Origin of the sequence: Pseudomonas sp. B37(2017), from assembly GCF_002112885.1 — a bacterium.
GTDB classification, from domain to species: Bacteria; Pseudomonadota; Gammaproteobacteria; order Pseudomonadales; family Pseudomonadaceae; genus Aquipseudomonas; species Aquipseudomonas paraglycinae.
On sequence record NZ_NEIX01000015.1, the window covers coordinates 16,836 to 34,656 of the forward strand.

Below are 17,821 nucleotides of genomic sequence, written 5' to 3' on the forward strand. Positions count from 1 at the left end.
GAACTGAACATGCCCGCAGCAAACGCCGCAAGTCCCTGGTACAAGCACCTTTGGCCATGGATCATCATCGGGATTCTGGCCTGTTCGGTGACCCTGACGCTGTCCATGGTGACCATCGCGGTGAACAACCCGGACAACCTGGTCAACGACAACTACTACGAGGCCGGCAAGGGCATCAACCGCTCGCTGGATCGCGAACTGCTGGCGCAGACCCTGAAGATGCGCGCTGCCGTGCATCTGGATGACGTCACCGGCGAAGTCGACCTGCGCCTGAGCGGCGATAGCCAGCCGAAAACCCTGGAGCTGAACCTGATCTCGCCGACCCAGCCGGAGAAGGATCGCAAGATCGTCCTGGCTCGCAGCGAGACTGAAACGGGGCGCTACATTGGCCAGTTGAGCGACAAGATCGAAGGGCGGCGTTTTGTTGAATTGCTGGGCACTCAGGATGATCACGTTTGGCGGATGTTCGAGGAAGAGCTGGTCAGCCATGACAAGGATTTGTTGCTGGGTGATGAGCCGCTGCAAGGCGCCGAAGACCTGAAAAAATAAGCCTTACACTGATCGTTCCCACGCTCTGCGTGGGCACGCAGCCAGGGACGCTCGGCGTCCCAGCCGAAGCGGACGCGGAGCGTCCAGGGAGGCATTCCCACGCGGAGCGTGGGAACGATCATCGGAACGCCTCATGACCATTCCAATCCCCTGCTACCACTGCGCCCTGCCCGTTCCGTCGGGCAGCCGCTTCACCGCCGTCGTGCTCGGGGAATCCCGCGAGTTCTGCTGCCCCGGCTGTCAGGCGGTGGCCGAAGCCATCGTCGCCGGAGGGCTGGAAAGTTATTACCAGCATCGCAGCGAAGCCTCGGCCAACCCCGAAGCGCTGCCAGTGCAATTGGTCGATGAGCTTGAGCTGTACGACCGCGCCGACGTGCAGCAACCCTTCGTGCGCCACGAAGGTGAACTGGCCGAAACCACGCTGCTGATGGAAGGCATCAGTTGCGCCGCCTGCGGCTGGCTGATCGAGAAACACCTGCGCACCCTGCCCGCCGTGGCCGAGGCGCGACTGAACCTGTCCAACCATCGCCTGCATGTGCGCTGGGCTGACGCTCAGCTGCCACTGAGCCAGATCCTCGGCGAGCTGCGCCACATCGGCTACGCCGCACACCCGTATCAGGTCGACCGCGCCAGCGAACAACTGGCCAGCGAAAACCGCCTCGCCCTGCGTCAGCTTGGCGTCGCCGGCCTGCTGTGGTTCCAGGCGATGATGGCGACCATGGCAACCTGGCCGGAATTCAACATCGACCTCAGCCCGGAGCTACATACGATTCTGCGCTGGGTCGCGCTGTTCCTCACCACGCCGATCGTGTTCTACAGCTGCGCGCCGTTTTTCAAAGGGGCCATGCGCGACCTGCGCACCCGTCACCTGACCATGGACGTCTCGGTATCACTGGCGATCGGCGCGGCTTATGTCGCCGGGATCTGGACTTCGATCACCGGGGTCGGCGAGCTGTACTTCGACGCGGTAGGCATGTTCGCGCTGTTCCTGCTCGCCGGGCGTTACCTCGAACGCCGCGCCCGCGAGCGCACCGCCGCTGCCACCGCGCAACTGGTCAATCTGCTGCCCGCCTCGTGCCTGCGCCTCGACGACGCCGGCCAGAGTGAGCGCATCCTGCTCAGCGAACTGCGCCTCGGTGATCGCGTGCTGGTGCAGCCCGGTTCGGTGCTGCCGGCGGACGGCAAGATTCTCGATGGCCAGTCGAGCATCGACGAATCGGTGCTGACCGGCGAATACCTCCCGCAACCGCGCGCCAAGGGCGACGCCGTCACCGCCGGCACGCTGAACGTGGAAGGCGCGCTGACCGTCGAGGTGCAGGCGCTCGGCCAGGACACCCGACTCTCGGCCATCGTCCGCCTGCTGGATCGCGCCCAGGCGGAAAAACCACGACTGGCGGAAATCGCCGACCGCGCCGCGCAATGGTTTTTGTTGCTGTCGCTGATCGCGGCGGCCGCAATCGGTCTGCTGTGGTGGGAGCTGGACTCGTCGCGAGCGTTCTGGATCGTCCTCGCCATGTTGGTGGCGACTTGCCCGTGCGCAATGTCGCTGGCGACACCGACCGCGCTGACCGCCGCCACCGGCACCCTGCACAAACTCGGCCTGCTGCTGACCCGCGGCCATGTGCTGGAAGGCCTGAACCAGATCGACACGGTGATTTTCGACAAGACCGGCACCCTCACCGAAGGCCGACTGGTGCTGCGTTCGATCCGCCCGCTCGGCGCCCTCGACAGCGATCAGTGCCTGAGTCTGGCCGCCGCCCTGGAAAACCGTTCCGAACACCCGATCGCCCGCGCCTTCGGTCGCGCGCCGCTGGCTGCCGAAGATGTCCACAGTACGCCGGGGCTGGGGCTTGAAGGGTTGGTTGGCGAACAGCGCTTGCGCATCGGTCAGGCGGATTTTGTCTGTGATCTCGGCGGCGCGCCGGTGCCATCGATGCCGAAGGAGCCGGGGCAATGGCTGCTGCTCGGTGACCGTCAGGGGCCGCTGGCCTGGTTCGCCCTCGATGACCGTCTGCGCGACGACGCCCCGGCCCTGCTCGCGGCGTGCAAGGCGCGCGGCTGGCGCACGTTGTTGCTGTCGGGCGACAGTTCGCCGATGGTCGCCAGCGTCGCCGCCGAACTGGGTATCGATGAGGCCCGTGGCGGTCTGCGCCCGGACGACAAGCTGCAAGTGTTGCAACAACTGCACAAGGACGGCCGCAAGGTGTTGATGCTCGGTGACGGCGTCAATGACGTTCCAGTGCTGGCCGCTGCGGACATCAGCGTGGCCATGGGCTCGGCCACTGATCTGGCGAAAACCAGCGCCGATGCGGTGTTGCTGTCCAACCGCCTCGACGCCTTGGTACAAGCCTTCACGCTGGCCCGCCGCACTCGCCGGGTGATCATCGAGAACCTGTTGTGGGCCGCGCTGTACAATGGCCTCATGTTGCCGTTCGCCGCCCTCGGCTGGATCACTCCGGTGTGGGCCGCCGTCGGCATGTCGATCAGTTCGCTGACCGTGGTGCTCAATGCCCTGCGCCTGACTCGCCTGCCGAGCGCGCCGGCCGTCAGCACCACGTCAGAAACCCGCCCTCTGCCGGCCTGAGCCGCGCGGGCATGGAGTACAGATGCCAGCTCTCTACGTGATGATTCCGGCCGCGCTGCTGATCGTGGCCATCGCCGTCTACATCTTCTTCTGGGCGGTGGACAGCGGCCAGTACGACGACCTCGACGGCCCGGCCCACAGCATCCTGTTCGACGACCAGGACCCGAACCACACCGCTGCGGTAGACGAAGCCAACCCCGCCAAACCGGACGACAAGGCGCCACCCCATGCTTGAACTGGCGCCACTGCTGGTGTCTGCGTTGATTCTTGGCCTGCTCGGCGGCGGGCATTGCCTGGGCATGTGCGGCGGCTTGATGGGCGCGCTGACCCTGGCGATTCCCAAGGAACAACGCAGCCGACGCTTTCGATTGTTGCTGGCCTATAACCTCGGGCGGATTCTCAGCTATGCCACGGCCGGATTGCTGATCGGGCTGGCGGGATGGGCGGTGGCCAACAGTCCTGCTGCGCTGTTCATGCGCGTGCTCGCCGGGTTGCTGCTGATCGCCATGGGCCTGTATCTGGCGGGCTGGTGGAGCGGCCTGACCCGCATCGAAAGCCTCGGTCGCGGACTGTGGCGTTACATCCAGCCAGTCGCCAATCGCCTGCTGCCGGTTTCGAGCCTGCCCCGGGCTTTGCTGCTCGGCGCGCTGTGGGGATGGCTGCCGTGCGGGCTGGTTTACAGCACGTTGTTGTGGTCGGCCAGTCAGGGCAATGCACTGGACAGCGCGTTGCTGATGCTCGCCTTCGGGCTCGGTACCTGGCCGGTGTTGCTGGCAACCGGCCTCGCGGCCGAACGAGTGACCGCGCTGTTGCGCAAACGCAGCGTGCGCATGGCCGGCGGTCTGCTGGTGATCCTGTTCGGCATCTGGACCCTGCCGGGGCCGCACCAGCACTGGCTGATGGGCCACTGATCCCGTTGATGCAAATCAAGATGCCTTTTTGTGCCCTCCCCTAGACTCGGCACACTGCCAGCCTATCCGGGGGAATGCCCGCATGCTCGACGCCATTCGTTGGGACACCGATTTGATCCGCCGCTACGACCTGGCGGGGCCGCGCTACACCTCGTACCCGACGGCCGTGCAATTTCACAGTCAGGTCGGCACCTTCGACCTGTTCCACGCCCTGCGCGACAGCCGCAAAGCCCTGCGCCCGCTGTCGCTGTACGTGCACGTGCCGTTCTGCGCGAACATCTGCTACTACTGCGCCTGCAACAAGGTCATCACCAAGGATCGCGGCCGCGCGTTGCCCTATCTGCAACGGCTTGAGCAGGAAATCCAGCTGATCGCCTGCCACCTCGACCCGGCGCAGAAAGTCGAGCAACTGCACTTCGGCGGCGGCACGCCGACCTTTCTTAGCCACGATGAGTTGCGCCAGTTGATGGCGCACCTGCGCAAGCATTTCAATTTGCTGGACGATGACTCCGGCGACTACGGCATCGAGATCGACCCGCGCGAAGCCGACTGGTCGACCATGGGCCTGCTGCGGGAATTGGGCTTCAACCGGGTCAGCATCGGCCTGCAGGATCTCGACCCGGCAGTACAACGGGCGGTCAATCGCCTGCAAAGCCTGGAAGAAACCCGTGCGGTGATCGACGCGGCACGCACCCTGCAATTTCGCTCGATCAACATCGACCTGATCTACGGCCTGCCCAAGCAGACTCCGGACAACTTCGCCCGCACCGTCGAGGAAGTTATCAGCCTGCAACCGGACCGGCTGTCGGTGTTCAACTACGCGCACCTGCCGGAACGCTTCATGCCGCAGCGGCGGATCAACGGCAACGAACTGCCGAGCCCGGCGCAGAAGCTGGAAATGCTGCAACGCACCATCGAACAACTGACCGCCGCCGGCTACCGCTACATCGGCATGGACCATTTCGCCCTGCCCGACGATGAACTGGCGATTGCTCAGGAAGAATCGACCTTGCAACGCAATTTCCAGGGTTACACCACCCACGGTCATTGCGACCTGATCGGTCTGGGCGTGTCGGCGATCAGCCAGATTGGTGATCTGTACTGCCAGAACAGCAGCGACCTCAATCACTACCAGAACACCCTCGCCGGCGCGCAACTGGCCACCAGCCGGGGTTTGGTGTGCAACGCTGACGATCGCTTGCGCCGCGCGGTGATCCAGCAACTGATCTGCAATTTCAGCCTGGACTTCGCCGAGATCGAGCGCAGCTTCAACATCGATTTTCAGGGTTACTTCGGCGCGCTCTGGCCACAATTGCAGGGCATGGCGCAGGACGGGCTGATCGAACTGGATCGCGAGCGCATCACCGTGCTACCGGCCGGGCGCCTGTTGGTGCGTTCGGTGTGCATGGTGTTCGACGCGTATCTGGAACAGCAGAACCGCCAGCGTTTTTCGCGGGTGATTTAGCTCTTCATCAGCAGCGAGTTGGTTTTCAGGTTCTGGTCTGCGGTCAGGCCCGATTGGTCGATGACTTTGGCCAGAGACAGGTTGGCGGTGATCAGACCGTTGTTGAGGGCGGAGATGGCGCCTTTGAGGGCAGCGATCTTGGCGAATCGCTCTTCGTTGGAGAGGGTCTTGTTGGCCATCAGCGCGTTGATCTGGGCGTTCTTTTCGGCGATCTGCTGGCGAAACTTGCGGATCATCTTCAGCAATTGCTGGACGTTTTCAGGCAAACCGCTTTCTTCGATATCGCGGTTTTTCCCGCCGGCACCGGCGGATTTTGCAATGGCGGCACCGGACAGCGACACTTTGACGCCCTCGACCAAGGTCGGGCTTCCCAACGATGCCGCGTCTGTGCCGGACTCATCGTCAACGGAGGTTTCAGCACTTTCCAGCAACGACGCAACGCCACTGTTACCGGGGGTCAGCGTACCAATAGCAGTCATCGAAGCGGTTCCTTGCATGCCGTCAGATACCTGTTTATCGGCCGTCATCCCTGCGGCTTTATGCCGTGGGGGCAATCTCGCCACAGACTGGCCTGAATGTCCTCCGCTGGGTTACCCTTACGCCTTATGTGTGTTTTCCCACAAGGATTTAAGAAATGTCCGAGCCAGTTAAACTGCGCGCTCACAACCAGGCTAATTGCAAGGATTGCAGCCTGGCCCCTCTCTGCCTGCCACTTTCGCTGAATCTGGAAGACATGGATGCGCTGGACGAAATCGTTAAACGTGGCCGCCCGTTGAAAAAGGGTGAGTTCCTGTTCCGCCAGGGCGACACCTTCGATTCCGTTTATGCAGTACGCTCCGGCGCCCTCAAGACCTTCAGCCTGAGCGACACCGGCGAAGAACAACTGACCGGCTTCCACCTGCCGAGCGAACTGGTCGGGCTGTCCGGCATGGACACCGAGAAACACCCGGTTTCCGCCCAGGCGCTGGAAACCACTTCGGTCTGCGAGATTCCATTCGAACGCCTCGACGAACTGGCCCTGCAATTGCCGCAGCTGCGCCGCCAGTTGATGCGCGTGATGAGCCGGGAAATCCGCGACGACCAGCAGATGATGTTGCTGCTGTCGAAGAAGACCGCCGACGAGCGCATCGCCACCTTCCTGGTCAACCTGTCGGCGCGTTTCCGCGCTCGCGGGTTCTCGGCCAACCAGTTCCGCCTGAGCATGTCGCGCAATGAAATCGGCAACTACCTGGGGCTGGCGGTGGAAACCGTGTCCCGGGTCTTCACCCGCTTTCAGCAGAACGAACTGATCGCAGCCGAGGGCAAGGAAATCCATATCCTCGACCCGATCCAGCTCTGCGCCCTGGCCGGCGGCTCGCTCGAAGTCTGATCTCGACCCGCGGCCGAGCGTATCGTTTCAGCCGCGGGTATACTGCGCCGTTTGCAGCCCTGCCAGGACACCTCGACGATGGTCTTCGACTCCTTCGACATCAAATCCCTGATCCGCCCCGTGATCGACTTCCCGAAACCGGGCGTGATCTTTCGCGACATCACCCCGCTGTTCCAGTCGCCCAAGGCCCTGCGCCTGGTGATGGACAGCTTCGCCCACCGCTATGTGGAAGCCGACTTCACCCATATCGGTGCGATGGATGCGCGCGGTTTCCTGATCGGTTCGGTGCTGGCCTATCAGCTGAACAAGCCGCTGGTGCTGTTCCGCAAGCAAGGCAAACTGCCGGCGGACGTGCTGGCTGAAGGTTACGCGACCGAGTACGGCGAAGCGTTCCTCGAAGTGCACGCCGACAGCCTGTGTGAAGGCGATTCGGTGGTGATGTTCGATGACCTGATCGCCACCGGCGGCACGCTGATCGCAGCGGCCAACCTGATCCGCCGCATGGGCGCCCGCGTTCATGAAGCGGCAGCGATCATCGATCTGCCGGAGCTGGGTGGTTCGCAGCGTCTTGAGGACATGGGGATTCCGACGTTCTGCCTGACGCAGTTTGCGTTGACTGACAAGTAAGCGGCGCCTGCCGTTACGCCTTCGCGAGCAAGCCCGCTCCCACATTCGACCGCATTCCCCTGATGGAGCACGATCGAATGTGGGAGCGGGCTTGCTCGCGAAAGGGCCACCAGCGTCACCAAAAAATCTAAAGCCCCATCTGTTTGCTGATGATCTCGTTCATCACTTCCCGCGTCCCGCCGCCAATCGACAAGATGCGGTTATCCCGATACAGCCGCTCCACCAGGCTTTCGCGCATATAACCCAGCCCGCCAAGAATCTGCACCGCCTCGTTGGTGATGCGGTCCGAGGTGTCCGTGGCGAAGTTCTTGGCCATGGAAATCTCCTTGATCACGCTCTGCCCCGCCGCCATTTTCGCCGCCTGCCGGTAGGTGAACTCCCGCGAGACTTCCAGCGCCGTGGCCATTTCCGCGAGGCGATGCTTGATCACCTGGAACTTGCCGATGGGTTTGCCGAACGCTTCACGCTCCTTCGCCCACTTCAGGCTTTCTTCCAGCGCCAGTTGCGCGGTCATGTTGGCCATCAGCGCCAAGGCCAGACGTTCGCTCTGGAAGTTACCCATGATGCAGGCGAATCCCATGTTTTCAGCGCCGATCAGATTTCCCACAGGCACCCGGCAATCGTCGAAGAACAATTCAGCCGTGTCCGACGCCCACCAGCCCATTTTCTTCAGTTGCCGGCCGACGGTGAAACCCGGCGTGCCCCTCTCGATCAGCAGCAGACTGATACCGCCAAAACCGGGCGCACCGGTACGCACCGCGACGGTGTAGTAGTCGGCGCGTACGCCACTGGTGATAAAGGTTTTGCTGCCGCTGACCCGGTAATGATCGCCATCGCGTACGGCGCGGGTCTGCAGGTTGGCGACGTCGGAGCCACCGCCCGGTTCGGTAACGGCCAATGCGCTGATTTTCTCGCCGCTGAGCACTTGAGGGACGACACGGTCACGCACTTCGGGTCGGGCCCATTTGACGATCGGCGGCAAACCGATGTCGAGCGAACCGAGCCCGGCTACCAGCCCGCCGGAGCCGCAACGCATCAGTTCTTCGCTGGCGGCGATCTTGGCGAACAGATCACCTTCGTGACTGCCGCCCAGCGCTTCGGGGTAACCGATGCCGAGAATGCCGGCCGCACCGGCCTTGAGGTACAGCTCACGGGGAAAGCTTTCGGCTTCTTCCCACGCATCGATGTCCGGCAGGATCTCGCGCTCGACGAAACGTCTGACGCTGTCGCGGACCATTTGATGGCTGGGGTCGAAGTATTCCTGGAAGGCGGGCATCGGCGAACTCCATGGAAGGGTTCGCCGAACTTAACCGAGCGCTTGCTTGGTTTTCAACAGGATTGTGTGGCTCAGAGGGAAATCGGCTTGCGCCCGGCAAACGAGTGAGCCAGCGTGCCGCCGTCCACCAGCTCCAGTTCGCCGCCCAACGGTACGCCGTGGGCGATGCGCGAGGCGATCAGGCCTTTGTTCTGCAGCAACTGAGCGATGTAGTGCGCCGTCGCTTCGCCTTCCACGGTCGGGTTGGTGGCGAGGATGACTTCGGTGAAGGTGCCCGCCTCTTCGATCCGCGCCATCAACTGCGGAATGCCGATGGCTTCCGGGCCCAGGCCGTCCAGCGGCGAGAGATGCCCCTTGAGCACGAAATAGCGACCACGGAATCCGGTCTGTTCGACCGCGTAGACGTCCATCGGCCCTTCCACCACGCACAGCAGCGTGTCGTCGCGACGGGTGTCGGCGCATTGCGGGCACAGATCGTCTTCGGTCAGCGTGCGGCACTGGCGGCAGTGTCCGACCCCTTCCATGGCCTGGCTCAAGGCCTGGGCCAGACGCGTACCGCCGCTGCGGTCACGTTCGAGCAACTGCAACGCCATACGCTGGGCAGTTTTCTGACCCACGCCCGGCAAAGTTCGCAGGGCGTCGATCAGTTGGCGAATCAAAGGGCTGAAGCTCATGGGGGAAAAGTCCGACAAAACAACGAGACGCGGTTTATACCCGCGCCTCCGGCCAGCGTCAAATCCTCAGTCCTGGGCGACCTTCACCACCAGTTTGCCGAAGTTGCGCCCCTCCAGCAGCCCGATAAACGCTTGCGGCGCCTGCTCCAGGCCCTCGACCACGTCCTCGCGGAATTTCACCTTGCCGTCGCGCACCCAAGGCACCATGGCGCTGATGAATTCCGGCTGACGGTCGCCGTAGTCGTCGAACACGATGAAACCCTGAATCCGTGCGCGCTTGGTCAGCAAGGTGCGTTGCAGTGCAGGCAGGCGATCCGGGCCTTTCGGCGCTTCCGAGGCGTTGTAGCCGGCGATCAGGCCGCACAGCGGGATCCGCGCCTTGGGATTGAGCAGCGGCACAACCGCATCGAAGACATGGCCACCGACGTTTTCATAATAGATGTCGATGCCATTGGGACAGGCCTTGGCCAGTTGCTCGGCGAAGTCTGGCGCCTTGTGATCGATACAGGCGTCGAAGCCCAGTTCCTCGACCACGTATTTGCACTTCTCGGCTCCACCGGCCACGCCAACGGCGCGCAGGCCTTTGATCTTGGCGACCTGGCCGACCACCGAACCCACGGCGCCGGACGCGGCGGCAACCACCAGGGTCTCCCCTTCTTTTGGCTGGCCGATGTCCATCAGGCCCATGTACGCGGTCATGCCGGGCATGCCCAGTACGCCGAGCGCCATCGACGGGCTCGGCAGGCCGGACGGGATCGGGATGATGTTGCGGCCATCGCTGATGCTGTGGCTTTGCCAACCGGTGGCACCGACCACCAGATCGCCAGGGTGGAATTTCGGATGACGCGACTGTTCGACCCGGCTGACAGCCCCGCCGGTCATCACCTCGCCGATTTGTACCGGTGCCGCGTAGGACGGCGCGTCACTCATGCGCCCGCGCATGTAGGGATCGAGCGACAGGTACAGGGTCTTGAGCAACACTTGGCCGTCTTCAAGGTCCGGCAGCGCCTCGCGCTCCAGACGGAAGTTCTCGGGCGTTGGCGCACCTACCGGCCGCGAGGCCAGCACGAAGCGTTGATTGAGGGTCAGAGGGTCGGACATGTCAGCGTCTCCTTTGAATGATGAATTCGAGGGTATAGGAAGCAGACCCTTGGGGCGGTGGGGTGTTCGATGTTTATTCCGGCAAATCGTGTTGACGCTTTCGCGAGCAAGCCCGCTCCCACATTTGAAATGCAATCCCATGTGGGAGCGGGCTTGCTCGCGAAGGCGTCATTACAGCCAACACATCTCTACCGGCCAGAAACAAAAATGCCAGGCGCGATGCCTGGCATTTTTTGTAGCTCATCCAACCCGCAAAGGCGAATCAGAACGGCAGTTTCATACCGGCCGGCAGGTTCATGCCAGCGGTCATGCTGCCCATCTTGGCCTGGCTGTTGGCTTCGATCTGACGCACGGCGGCGTTGACGGCTGCAGCCACCAGATCCTCGACCACTTCGCGGTCGTCTTCGTCCAGGCCCGGCAGTACGCTCGGGTCGATGCTGACTTTTTTCACGTCATGACGACCGGTCATCACCACGGTGACCAGATCGCCACCGGCTTTGCCGGTGACTTCGGCGTTGGCCAGTTCTTCCTGCATCTTGGCCATTTTTTCCTGCATCTGCTGCGCCTGCTTCATCAGGCCGGCCATGCCACCTTTCATCATGGGAATCACCTCAAAAGTACTTGGATCAAAACAGCGCCCGGCCAGACAGGCCGGACGCCCTCAGTTATTAGCCCTGACTGACCAGGGCGTCGACAGGTTCAATAGTATCGTGTCGCACGACCGCACCGAACTGCTGCACCATCTGCTGGATGAACGGATCGCCGTGGATCGATTCCTCCGCCTCGCGCTGACGGTTGGCACGGCGCCGGGACGCGGCCTGGGCCGGGGTTTCCTGCTCGGGCTTGATCAGCTCGATGGTCAGGGTCAGCGTGCGCCCGTGGAACTGGTTCAGCGCATCGTTCAGACGACGCTGCTGGGTGGCGTTGAACAAGGCGCTGTGGGCCGGGTCCAGGTGCATCAGCCAGTTGTCGCCATCGACCGCGATCAGCGTGCAGTTGGCGGCGATGCTGCCGGTCATGCCGGAGATCGGCAGTTGCGGGAACAGCTCCAGCCATTGCAGGGCCAGACCGGTGGCCGGCGCGGCGGCAGGCTCCGGCTCGGGTTCGGGAGCCGGTTCTGCGGCGTGTTCGCTGGCCAGATCGTCGAGGTAACTGTAGGCCGAATCCATGTCCGGCTCGATGTAGTCCTCGTCGAGCGGCGGCTCGTCGTCCATGTCCATGCCCGGTGTTGCGGCATCGACGTCGGCCACCGACGGCTCGGGAATTGGCGCGGCGGCCCATTCCGGAGCGTCCGGCACGACGCTGTCCGGGGTCGGCAGCGGCATGGGCGGCAGGTCCGGCTGTTCGGCGGTGGTTTCCAGCACCGGCTCGACCGCTGGCTGCTGCACAGGCGCCGGTTCTACCGGGTCATTCCACGGCAGGTCGACGACTTCTTCAACGGCGACCGGCTCAGGCTCAGGAACGGGTTCAGGCGCAATCACCGGGGCAACCGGTGCAGGCTCGAGAGCCGGCGCAGGTTCAACCACCGGCGCTGGCGCGGGCGCAACAGCCGCAGCAACTACCGGCGCAGGTTTTGGCGCGGCAGCCACTGAGTTTGCGGAATCAACTGTGGCCTGGCTGATCCCCACTGGCTTTAGCGGTTGCCTCGGGGCGTCCGCCGTGTCTGCCGGCCGGAAGGCCAGCATCCGCAGCAGCACCATTTCGAAACCGCCTCGCGGGTCCGGCGCCAGCGGCAAGTCGCGGCGACCGATCAGGCCCATCTGGTAATAGAACTGCACGTCTTCGGCCGGCAACGCCTGGGCCAGCGCCAACACTCGGTCACGGTCGCCGTGGCCGTTGTCGACACCTTCCGGCAAGGCCTGGGCGATGGCGACGCGGTGCAGCACGTTGAGAATTTCCGAGAGCACGCCGTTCCAGTCCGGGCCCTGTTCAGCCAGATGACGCACGGCTTCGAGCAACGCCTTGGCGTCGCCTTCGATCAGCGCGTGCAGCACGTCGTAGACCTGGCCGTGATCCAGCGTACCGAGCATCGCCCGTACATCGGCGGCCAACACTTTGCCTTCACCGAAGGCGATGGCCTGGTCGGTCAGGCTCATGGCGTCACGCATCGAACCGTCGGCCGCGCGGCCGAGCAGCCACAGCGCGTCGTCTTCGAACGGGACGTTTTCGGCGCCCAGAACGTGGGTCAAATGCTCGACCACGCGCTCGGGCGTCATGTTCTTCAGGGAGAACTGCAGGCATCGCGACAAAATCGTTGCCGGAAGTTTCTGCGGGTCGGTGGTCGCCAGGATGAACTTGACGTAGGGCGGCGGCTCTTCGAGGGTTTTCAGCAGCGCATTGAAGGAATGGCTGGAGAGCATGTGCACTTCGTCGATCAGGTAGACCTTGAAGCGCCCGCGGCTCGGGGCGTACTGCACGTTGTCGAGCAGCTCGCGGGTGTCCTCGACCTTGGTCCGGCTCGCGGCGTCGATCTCGATCAGGTCGACGAAACGGCCTTCATCGATCTCGCGGCACACCGAACACTCGCCGCAGGGGCTTGAAGTGATACCTGTTTCACAGTTCAGGCATTTGGCGATGATCCGCGCAATCGTGGTCTTGCCGACGCCCCGCGTACCCGTGAAGAGGTAGGCGTGGTGCAGCCGCTGGCTGTCCAAGGCATTGATCAGAGCCTTGAGCACATGGGTCTGGCCGACCATTTCGCGGAACGAGCGCGGACGCCATTTACGTGCAAGAACCTGATAACTCATCGAAAACCGTCGCGGCAAAGGAAGCAGAAGCGGCTAATGCTAGCGGAGCAAGGCCAAAATTGCATCCGGTGTGCTCGTCTATTCTGGCTAAGCTGCATGAGCGAGGGCTTTTGTCGGCTCGGGATCAGGAATTACCGGAGCGTTTATGCGGTGGGCCGTGGGGGCATTACTGGGATTGAGCCTGAGCGCGATGGCGTCGCCACCGCCGCTGCGCTTCGTGGTTGCCGACAGCTGGGCAATGCCGATGGTGCAGATCGAACGCGGCCGCCCGACCCAGGGCATCCTCTACGACATGATGCTCAGCCTCGCGACCCAGGTCGGCGTGCCAGCACAATTTCACGTCCTGCCCCGCGCCCGGGTGCAGAACGCCATGGAACACGGCGAAGTCGACGTGCGCTGCTATGCCGCACAATCCTGGCTGCCGAACCTGTCCGGGGATTACATCTGGAGCATTCCGCTGCTGTTCCAGCGTGACCTGCTGATCAGCCGCCAGGACCAACCGCCCAACGCCGATCCTGCCCACCTGCCCCGCCAGTCGATCGGCACCGTGCTCGGCTACAGCTACCCTACGCTGCAACCGATATTCGACACCGACCGACTCTGGCGCGAAGACGCACGCAATCAGGAACAAGTGCTCGACAAACTGCTGGCCGGCCGCTACCGCTACGCCGTGAGCAATCAATGGACCCTGGACTGGTTCAACCAGCGCCTGCTGCCGGGGCAGCAACTGCAAGCGGTGGCGGTGTTGCAGGAGCAGAAAGTCGGCTGCTATGTGCGCAACGATCCGAATGTGCCGGTGCAGCGGATATTGAGGACGTTGCTGCGAATGAAAATGTCGGGGGAGATTGATGACATTATTCGGTTGTATACCGGCAGCGCGGGCGGCGAACCGTGAGGCAGCCCCTCAATGCCCCGCCGTATCACGAAACTGCTGGTACTCGTGATACTCGACCCACGCCACCACATCGTACGGCACGTATAGCTTCAGCCTGGCGCGGGAGATGGCGATGTACACGGCGCAGATCCGCTGGTCGAACGCGTAGGCATCCTTGAATTTCTCGTTGGTCAGCAACCCCGGTGTCAGCAGGACCTTGTCGAACTCCATGCCCCCCGCCTCTTCCGCGAGCATCAGCAGGCAGCCATTGCCGGCGTTGTCGATCATTCGGTTCAGGCGTGTCAGGTCGGCAATCATGAAGCCGCTTTCCAGCTTGGCCTTGACCCGCAGAAACGACTCGTCGAACTGATTGGCATCGCACACGGCTTGCCAGTCAGGCAGGTCGCTGAAGTACGGATGCACGCCGTTTTCGCTGAATTCGGAACGATAGAAATCAGGTTTGAACAGTTCGATGGCGGTGGCCATGAAATGCTTGAGCTCATCCTGGGTTCGCTTGTCCGGGAATCTGAACTTGCAGTTGGAATCGTGCAGGTGGATGGCCCAGATCATGCTGTCCCACGGCGATGCCGTCAGCACTACGCAACCCTCGGACGGCACGAAACCTTCCGGGTATTCCTTGATGACGACATCAGCATCGCTGGCGCCTTCGAACGGAATCTTGCCCTTCTGCGAATGCCGGGCGATCAGCGGGTTGACCAGCCGTTCGACGTTGCGACCCGAACGCACGGAATAGCTGATATCGCTTTGGCGAACCTCACGGTGCCGTTTGACCGGCACACCGCTGGCCTGCTGGTACTCGTCGCCGAGGGTGATCAACACCTGACGACCGCGTTCGATAATCTGCAACAGTGAGCCGGGAATGTCCTGGCTCTCGTCGATCAGCACGTGCGTGTAGCGCGCGGGCACCACGCAGCCGGCGATGCAGGCGCGCTTGATCATCAGCAGCGCTTCGAAGCCAGTCTGGCTGCCCCACGCCGGGTTGAGCTCGAGGTAGCCCCACACCCGGCTCGAATACTCCAGCAACACCTGAGCGTCGACGCTGGAGAGCGGCTGGTTGAAATGCGGCAGATGCTTCGCCGAAAAGGTGTGATCGCGGAAGCGGCAGTAGCGTTCGATCACTTTGAGGCAGAGTTCAAGGGTCGCCTGCCCGTCGTGGTGGCGAAAACCGAAGATATTCAGTTCCTGCGCCAGCGCCTGACGGGTCGGGATTCGCCCTGCCTCCTCCTGAGGCCTGCGCCCGAGCATCAGCGACTGCGCAAACGCCAGGAAGGTCTTGCCGGCCTTCTTCTCGCTCGGCCCCACCATGCGCTGGCGAAGAACTTCCAGTTTGGCCGGGGTGCGCGCCAGCAACAGGGTCTTTTCCGGGCGCAGATGTTCCAGCAAAGCGACCAGCAGATGGCTCTTGCCGATACCCGCGTAACCTTGAACGTGCAGGTCTTCGTCCAGGTTGGCGCGGAAGGTCCTGACCAGTTTGTCCTGCGCCGGGCTCAACCAGCGCTCGCGGTAACGGGGCGTCACTATCGGCTGGCTGAACGGGTCATGACTGCGATGGCGCCGGACTTTGTATTCGAAATCCCACTGGCCGTCGGGCAACAAGTAGTCGCGTGCCGATATTTCTTCAGCCAACAGAAAACGCAGGTTCAGAGGGTTCAGGACCTTCAGGCCGAAATACAGTTTGCGCGGGTCGAACAGTCGCTGGGCTTCGGACAGCAGGCCCGCGGTCGTTGCCTGACGAGTATCGACAGCCCACGCCAACAGCTTGGCCAGAATCTTCTCGGCCGCCACGGCGCCGAGATCCTGCTCTTTCGTCTGCACCAGATTCTGGATGACCAGCACCGCCGCCAACTCCGGATCGGTCAGGCTTTCGAGCACTTTGGCCCCACCCGCCTGCAACAGGTTCGCGCAGGTTTCATCCGTGACGGGCAAGAACACAGGGCTGGATAGATCGGAATGTTCCGGGAGCATAAAACCTCGCGGCCAGGGCGCAGACCCTAAGGTCGATCCCAGCCAGACTCTTCATTTATTTCGGCGGCTGCGAGTATGCGCGATTGAAGAGCAAATGATTACCCCGTGTCGGCGCACTCGAGAGCAGGAGGTTTGGGTACGAACCGGCAAATCGCAGGCATAAAAAAACCGCAGTGGGCAAAACCCATGCAGTTCAGTCGACGCGTTCGATGTTCGTTAAGGTGGTAACCCTACCAGCCACACCCCGGCACACAATGTTCCCGCTGTGGCTGCTGCCTTCCGGCTCTGACCAGGTTCACGGGTAATCGTTGCGGGGGGACCGATAGGGTCACCATAACGACACTCGCCTGTCGGCGAGCCGCGCCATTGTACCTATCTGAGACGAAGTTACAACCGCTGGTTGCAGATTAAAAATATGAAGGGCTTCAAGCACTTGCTATTGCGCCTGAAGCACCTCGTCCGCGCGGCCGCCCTCTTGCTGGATCACCAGATGAATGAAGTGCAGCTTGGCGATCGCCGCCGGCGGTAGCACGAACGGATAGAAATCCGGCTGGCCCATGCTGCGGGACAGCTCGTTGAGCATGCCGGCCAGTTCGATCCATGCGTTGACGAACGACAGGAACGCCGCGCCGCCGGGATGCTCGGGATCGTACAGCGTGCTCGGCGGAAACGGCTGGTAGTCGAGGTCCATCTCCCGGGCGCTCATGCCGAAGCCCAGCGCCGTGTCCACTGCGTCCATCATGTGCAGGTAATGCGCCCAGGTTTCCGCCCAGTCTTCCCACGGGTGCATGGTGGCGTAGGCGCTGACGTAGTGCTGCGACCAGTCCGCCGGCGCGCCCTGTTGATAATGCCGCTCCAGCGCCTCGGCATAACTGGCGCGTTCATCGCCGAACAGATTGCGGAATGAACCGAGCCACGGGCCGTTGTCGATCAGGCGATCCCAGTAGTAGTGCCCGACCTCATGGCGAAAATGCCCTAGCAGCGTGCGATAAGGTTCATGCATCTGCGCCCGGACCCGCTCGCGGTGGGCGTCGTCGGCTTCTTCGATGTCGAGGGTGATCAGGCCGTTGGCGTGGCCGGTCATCGGCGCGTTGCCTTGCAGGTCGACGCCGATGAAATCGAAGGCCAGGCCGGTGGCTTCGTCGACGGTTTTCGGGACGACCGGCAGGCCGAGGCTGATCAGTTGCGCCACCAGCCGCCGCTTGGCGATTTCCACTTTGCGCCAGCGTTCGGGGTTTTCCGGGACGGACAGATCGGGGATGGTGCGATTCAGATCGCAGGCCGCGCACAGGGTGTCGTGATCGTTGGCGGGCAGCAGCCAGTTGCAGGCCGCCGGGGTGTTGAGGTTGGCGCAGCGCCGGAACAGTCCAGCCTCGGGATCAACGTCCAGCGTCCAGGTGCCCTCTTGCGGCCCCGGTTGCAGCGAGGTCAGGCGACTGTGTTCCGGTTGATAACCCAGCGCCGCGTTGCAGGCCAGGCACTGACTGTTGCGAAAGAACAGCGACTGGCCGCAGCGGCACGGCCAGATTTTGCTGTTGCGCGAGGATTCGCCCATGAACGGCGCGACGATGCGGGAACTGAGCTGCTCGAAAAAGCGGTACATGGCGATCTCTCCCTTGGGCTTGCCAAGACTAGATCATTCCTGCACGCAGATCGTT

General features: G+C 62.8%; 16 protein-coding genes and 1 other RNA gene. 8 read left to right on the forward strand and 9 right to left on the reverse strand.

Annotated features, from left to right (window positions below):
* Window positions 1-9 precede the first annotated feature (9 nt).
* From CAF90_RS26485 to hemN, 5 genes are all read left to right on the forward strand, one after another.
* The gene (locus CAF90_RS26485; protein ID WP_007951661.1) at window positions 10-549 is read left to right on the forward strand and encodes a FixH family protein; all 540 of its coding nucleotides are present in this window, start codon (window positions 10-12) and stop codon (window positions 547-549) included.
* Window positions 550-682: 133 nt separating this feature from the next.
* Window positions 683-3,133 carry a heavy metal translocating P-type ATPase gene (locus CAF90_RS26495; protein ID WP_085609018.1) on the forward strand — a complete coding sequence of 817 codons (2,451 nt, stop codon included), beginning with the start codon at window positions 683-685 and terminating at the stop codon, window positions 3,131-3,133.
* Window positions 3,134-3,155: 22 nt separating this feature from the next.
* Window positions 3,156-3,368: a cbb3-type cytochrome oxidase assembly protein CcoS gene (gene ccoS, locus CAF90_RS26500; protein WP_007951659.1), complete on the forward strand. Its 213-nt coding sequence runs from the start codon at window positions 3,156-3,158 to the stop codon at window positions 3,366-3,368.
* A complete protein-coding gene (locus CAF90_RS26505; protein WP_039770036.1) occupies window positions 3,361-4,044 on the forward strand; it encodes a sulfite exporter TauE/SafE family protein in 684 nt (227 codons plus the stop codon). The genes ccoS and CAF90_RS26505 overlap by 8 nt, the downstream gene beginning before the upstream one ends.
* Window positions 4,045-4,126: 82 nt before the next feature.
* Window positions 4,127-5,509, forward strand: coding sequence for an oxygen-independent coproporphyrinogen III oxidase (gene hemN / locus CAF90_RS26510; RefSeq protein WP_011333280.1), 1,383 nt, complete (start codon window positions 4,127-4,129; stop codon window positions 5,507-5,509).
* Here hemN and CAF90_RS26515 read toward each other — a convergent pair.
* On the reverse strand, window positions 5,506-5,988 hold the full coding sequence (locus CAF90_RS26515) for a hypothetical protein (RefSeq protein WP_085609019.1): 483 nt from the start codon (window positions 5,986-5,988) through the stop codon (window positions 5,506-5,508). The two genes, hemN and CAF90_RS26515, sit on opposite strands and share 4 nt — an antisense overlap.
* Before the next feature lie 155 nt (window positions 5,989-6,143).
* On the opposite strand from CAF90_RS26515, the gene fnr reads away from it, so the two are divergent.
* Both fnr and CAF90_RS26525 read left to right on the forward strand, forming a co-directional pair.
* Window positions 6,144-6,878 (forward strand): fumarate/nitrate reduction transcriptional regulator Fnr, encoded by a 735-nt coding sequence (gene fnr, locus CAF90_RS26520; RefSeq protein WP_007951654.1) that lies wholly within the window; start codon window positions 6,144-6,146, stop codon window positions 6,876-6,878.
* A 78-nt stretch (window positions 6,879-6,956) separates the two neighbouring features.
* Window positions 6,957-7,505 carry an adenine phosphoribosyltransferase gene (locus CAF90_RS26525; protein ID WP_003223345.1) on the forward strand — a complete coding sequence of 183 codons (549 nt, stop codon included), beginning with the start codon at window positions 6,957-6,959 and terminating at the stop codon, window positions 7,503-7,505.
* A gap of 127 nt (window positions 7,506-7,632) precedes the next feature.
* Here the strand turns inward: CAF90_RS26525 and CAF90_RS26530 are convergent, their stop codons facing one another.
* From CAF90_RS26530 to dnaX, 5 genes are all read right to left on the reverse strand, one after another.
* Window positions 7,633-8,781 (reverse strand): acyl-CoA dehydrogenase family protein, encoded by a 1,149-nt coding sequence (locus tag CAF90_RS26530; protein WP_085609020.1) that lies wholly within the window; start codon window positions 8,779-8,781, stop codon window positions 7,633-7,635.
* A 71-nt stretch (window positions 8,782-8,852) separates the two neighbouring features.
* Entirely contained in the window at window positions 8,853-9,455 is a 603-nt protein-coding gene (recR, locus tag CAF90_RS26535; RefSeq protein WP_007951652.1) for a recombination mediator RecR, read from the reverse strand.
* 66 nt (window positions 9,456-9,521) lie between these two features.
* Window positions 9,522-10,556, reverse strand: coding sequence for an NADP-dependent oxidoreductase (locus CAF90_RS26540; protein WP_085609021.1), 1,035 nt, complete (start codon window positions 10,554-10,556; stop codon window positions 9,522-9,524).
* 262 nt (window positions 10,557-10,818) lie between these two features.
* On the reverse strand, window positions 10,819-11,157 hold the full coding sequence (locus CAF90_RS26545) for a YbaB/EbfC family nucleoid-associated protein (RefSeq protein WP_007951650.1): 339 nt from the start codon (window positions 11,155-11,157) through the stop codon (window positions 10,819-10,821).
* 67 nt (window positions 11,158-11,224) lie between these two features.
* On the reverse strand, window positions 11,225-13,303 hold the full coding sequence (gene dnaX / locus CAF90_RS26550) for a DNA polymerase III subunit gamma/tau (RefSeq protein ID WP_085609022.1): 2,079 nt from the start codon (window positions 13,301-13,303) through the stop codon (window positions 11,225-11,227).
* A 145-nt stretch (window positions 13,304-13,448) separates the two neighbouring features.
* Between dnaX and CAF90_RS26555 the strand changes: the two genes are divergently transcribed.
* Window positions 13,449-14,198 (forward strand): ABC transporter substrate-binding protein, encoded by a 750-nt coding sequence (locus tag CAF90_RS26555; RefSeq protein WP_085609023.1) that lies wholly within the window; start codon window positions 13,449-13,451, stop codon window positions 14,196-14,198.
* A 9-nt stretch (window positions 14,199-14,207) separates the two neighbouring features.
* On the opposite strand, the gene CAF90_RS26560 is transcribed toward CAF90_RS26555, so the two are convergent.
* From CAF90_RS26560 to CAF90_RS26570, 3 genes are all read right to left on the reverse strand, one after another.
* Window positions 14,208-16,163 (reverse strand): hypothetical protein, encoded by a 1,956-nt coding sequence (locus CAF90_RS26560; protein ID WP_085609024.1) that lies wholly within the window; start codon window positions 16,161-16,163, stop codon window positions 14,208-14,210.
* Between the two features lie 228 nt (window positions 16,164-16,391).
* Window positions 16,392-16,488: signal recognition particle sRNA small type (gene ffs / locus CAF90_RS26565), an RNA gene on the reverse strand.
* 111 nt (window positions 16,489-16,599) lie between these two features.
* Entirely contained in the window at window positions 16,600-17,766 is a 1,167-nt protein-coding gene (locus CAF90_RS26570; protein WP_085609025.1) for a putative zinc-binding metallopeptidase, read from the reverse strand.
* Window positions 17,767-17,821: the final 55 nt, after the last annotated feature.

Excerpts from the sequence above, each read along its gene's own strand:
- CAF90_RS26570 (WP_085609025.1), bottom strand. The coding sequence starts at position 17,766 with ATGTACCGCTTTTTCGAGCAGCTCAGTTCCCGCATCGTCGCGCCGTTC.
- hemN (WP_011333280.1), top strand. The coding sequence starts at position 4,127 with ATGCTCGACGCCATTCGTTGGGACACCGATTTGATCCGCCGCTACGAC.
- CAF90_RS26525 (WP_003223345.1), top strand. The coding sequence starts at position 6,957 with ATGGTCTTCGACTCCTTCGACATCAAATCCCTGATCCGCCCCGTGATC.
- CAF90_RS26555 (WP_085609023.1), top strand. The coding sequence starts at position 13,449 with ATGCGGTGGGCCGTGGGGGCATTACTGGGATTGAGCCTGAGCGCGATG.
- CAF90_RS26485 (WP_007951661.1), top strand. The coding sequence starts at position 10 with ATGCCCGCAGCAAACGCCGCAAGTCCCTGGTACAAGCACCTTTGGCCA.
- ccoS (WP_007951659.1), top strand. The coding sequence starts at position 3,156 with ATGCCAGCTCTCTACGTGATGATTCCGGCCGCGCTGCTGATCGTGGCC.
- CAF90_RS26505 (WP_039770036.1), top strand. The coding sequence starts at position 3,361 with ATGCTTGAACTGGCGCCACTGCTGGTGTCTGCGTTGATTCTTGGCCTG.
- fnr (WP_007951654.1), top strand. The coding sequence starts at position 6,144 with ATGTCCGAGCCAGTTAAACTGCGCGCTCACAACCAGGCTAATTGCAAG.
- CAF90_RS26495 (WP_085609018.1), top strand. The coding sequence starts at position 683 with ATGACCATTCCAATCCCCTGCTACCACTGCGCCCTGCCCGTTCCGTCG.
- CAF90_RS26560 (WP_085609024.1), bottom strand. The coding sequence starts at position 16,163 with ATGCTCCCGGAACATTCCGATCTATCCAGCCCTGTGTTCTTGCCCGTC.
- CAF90_RS26540 (WP_085609021.1), bottom strand. The coding sequence starts at position 10,556 with ATGTCCGACCCTCTGACCCTCAATCAACGCTTCGTGCTGGCCTCGCGG.
- recR (WP_007951652.1), bottom strand. The coding sequence starts at position 9,455 with ATGAGCTTCAGCCCTTTGATTCGCCAACTGATCGACGCCCTGCGAACT.
- CAF90_RS26545 (WP_007951650.1), bottom strand. The coding sequence starts at position 11,157 with ATGATGAAAGGTGGCATGGCCGGCCTGATGAAGCAGGCGCAGCAGATG.
- CAF90_RS26515 (WP_085609019.1), bottom strand. The coding sequence starts at position 5,988 with ATGACTGCTATTGGTACGCTGACCCCCGGTAACAGTGGCGTTGCGTCG.
- CAF90_RS26530 (WP_085609020.1), bottom strand. The coding sequence starts at position 8,781 with ATGCCCGCCTTCCAGGAATACTTCGACCCCAGCCATCAAATGGTCCGC.
- dnaX (WP_085609022.1), bottom strand. The coding sequence starts at position 13,303 with ATGAGTTATCAGGTTCTTGCACGTAAATGGCGTCCGCGCTCGTTCCGC.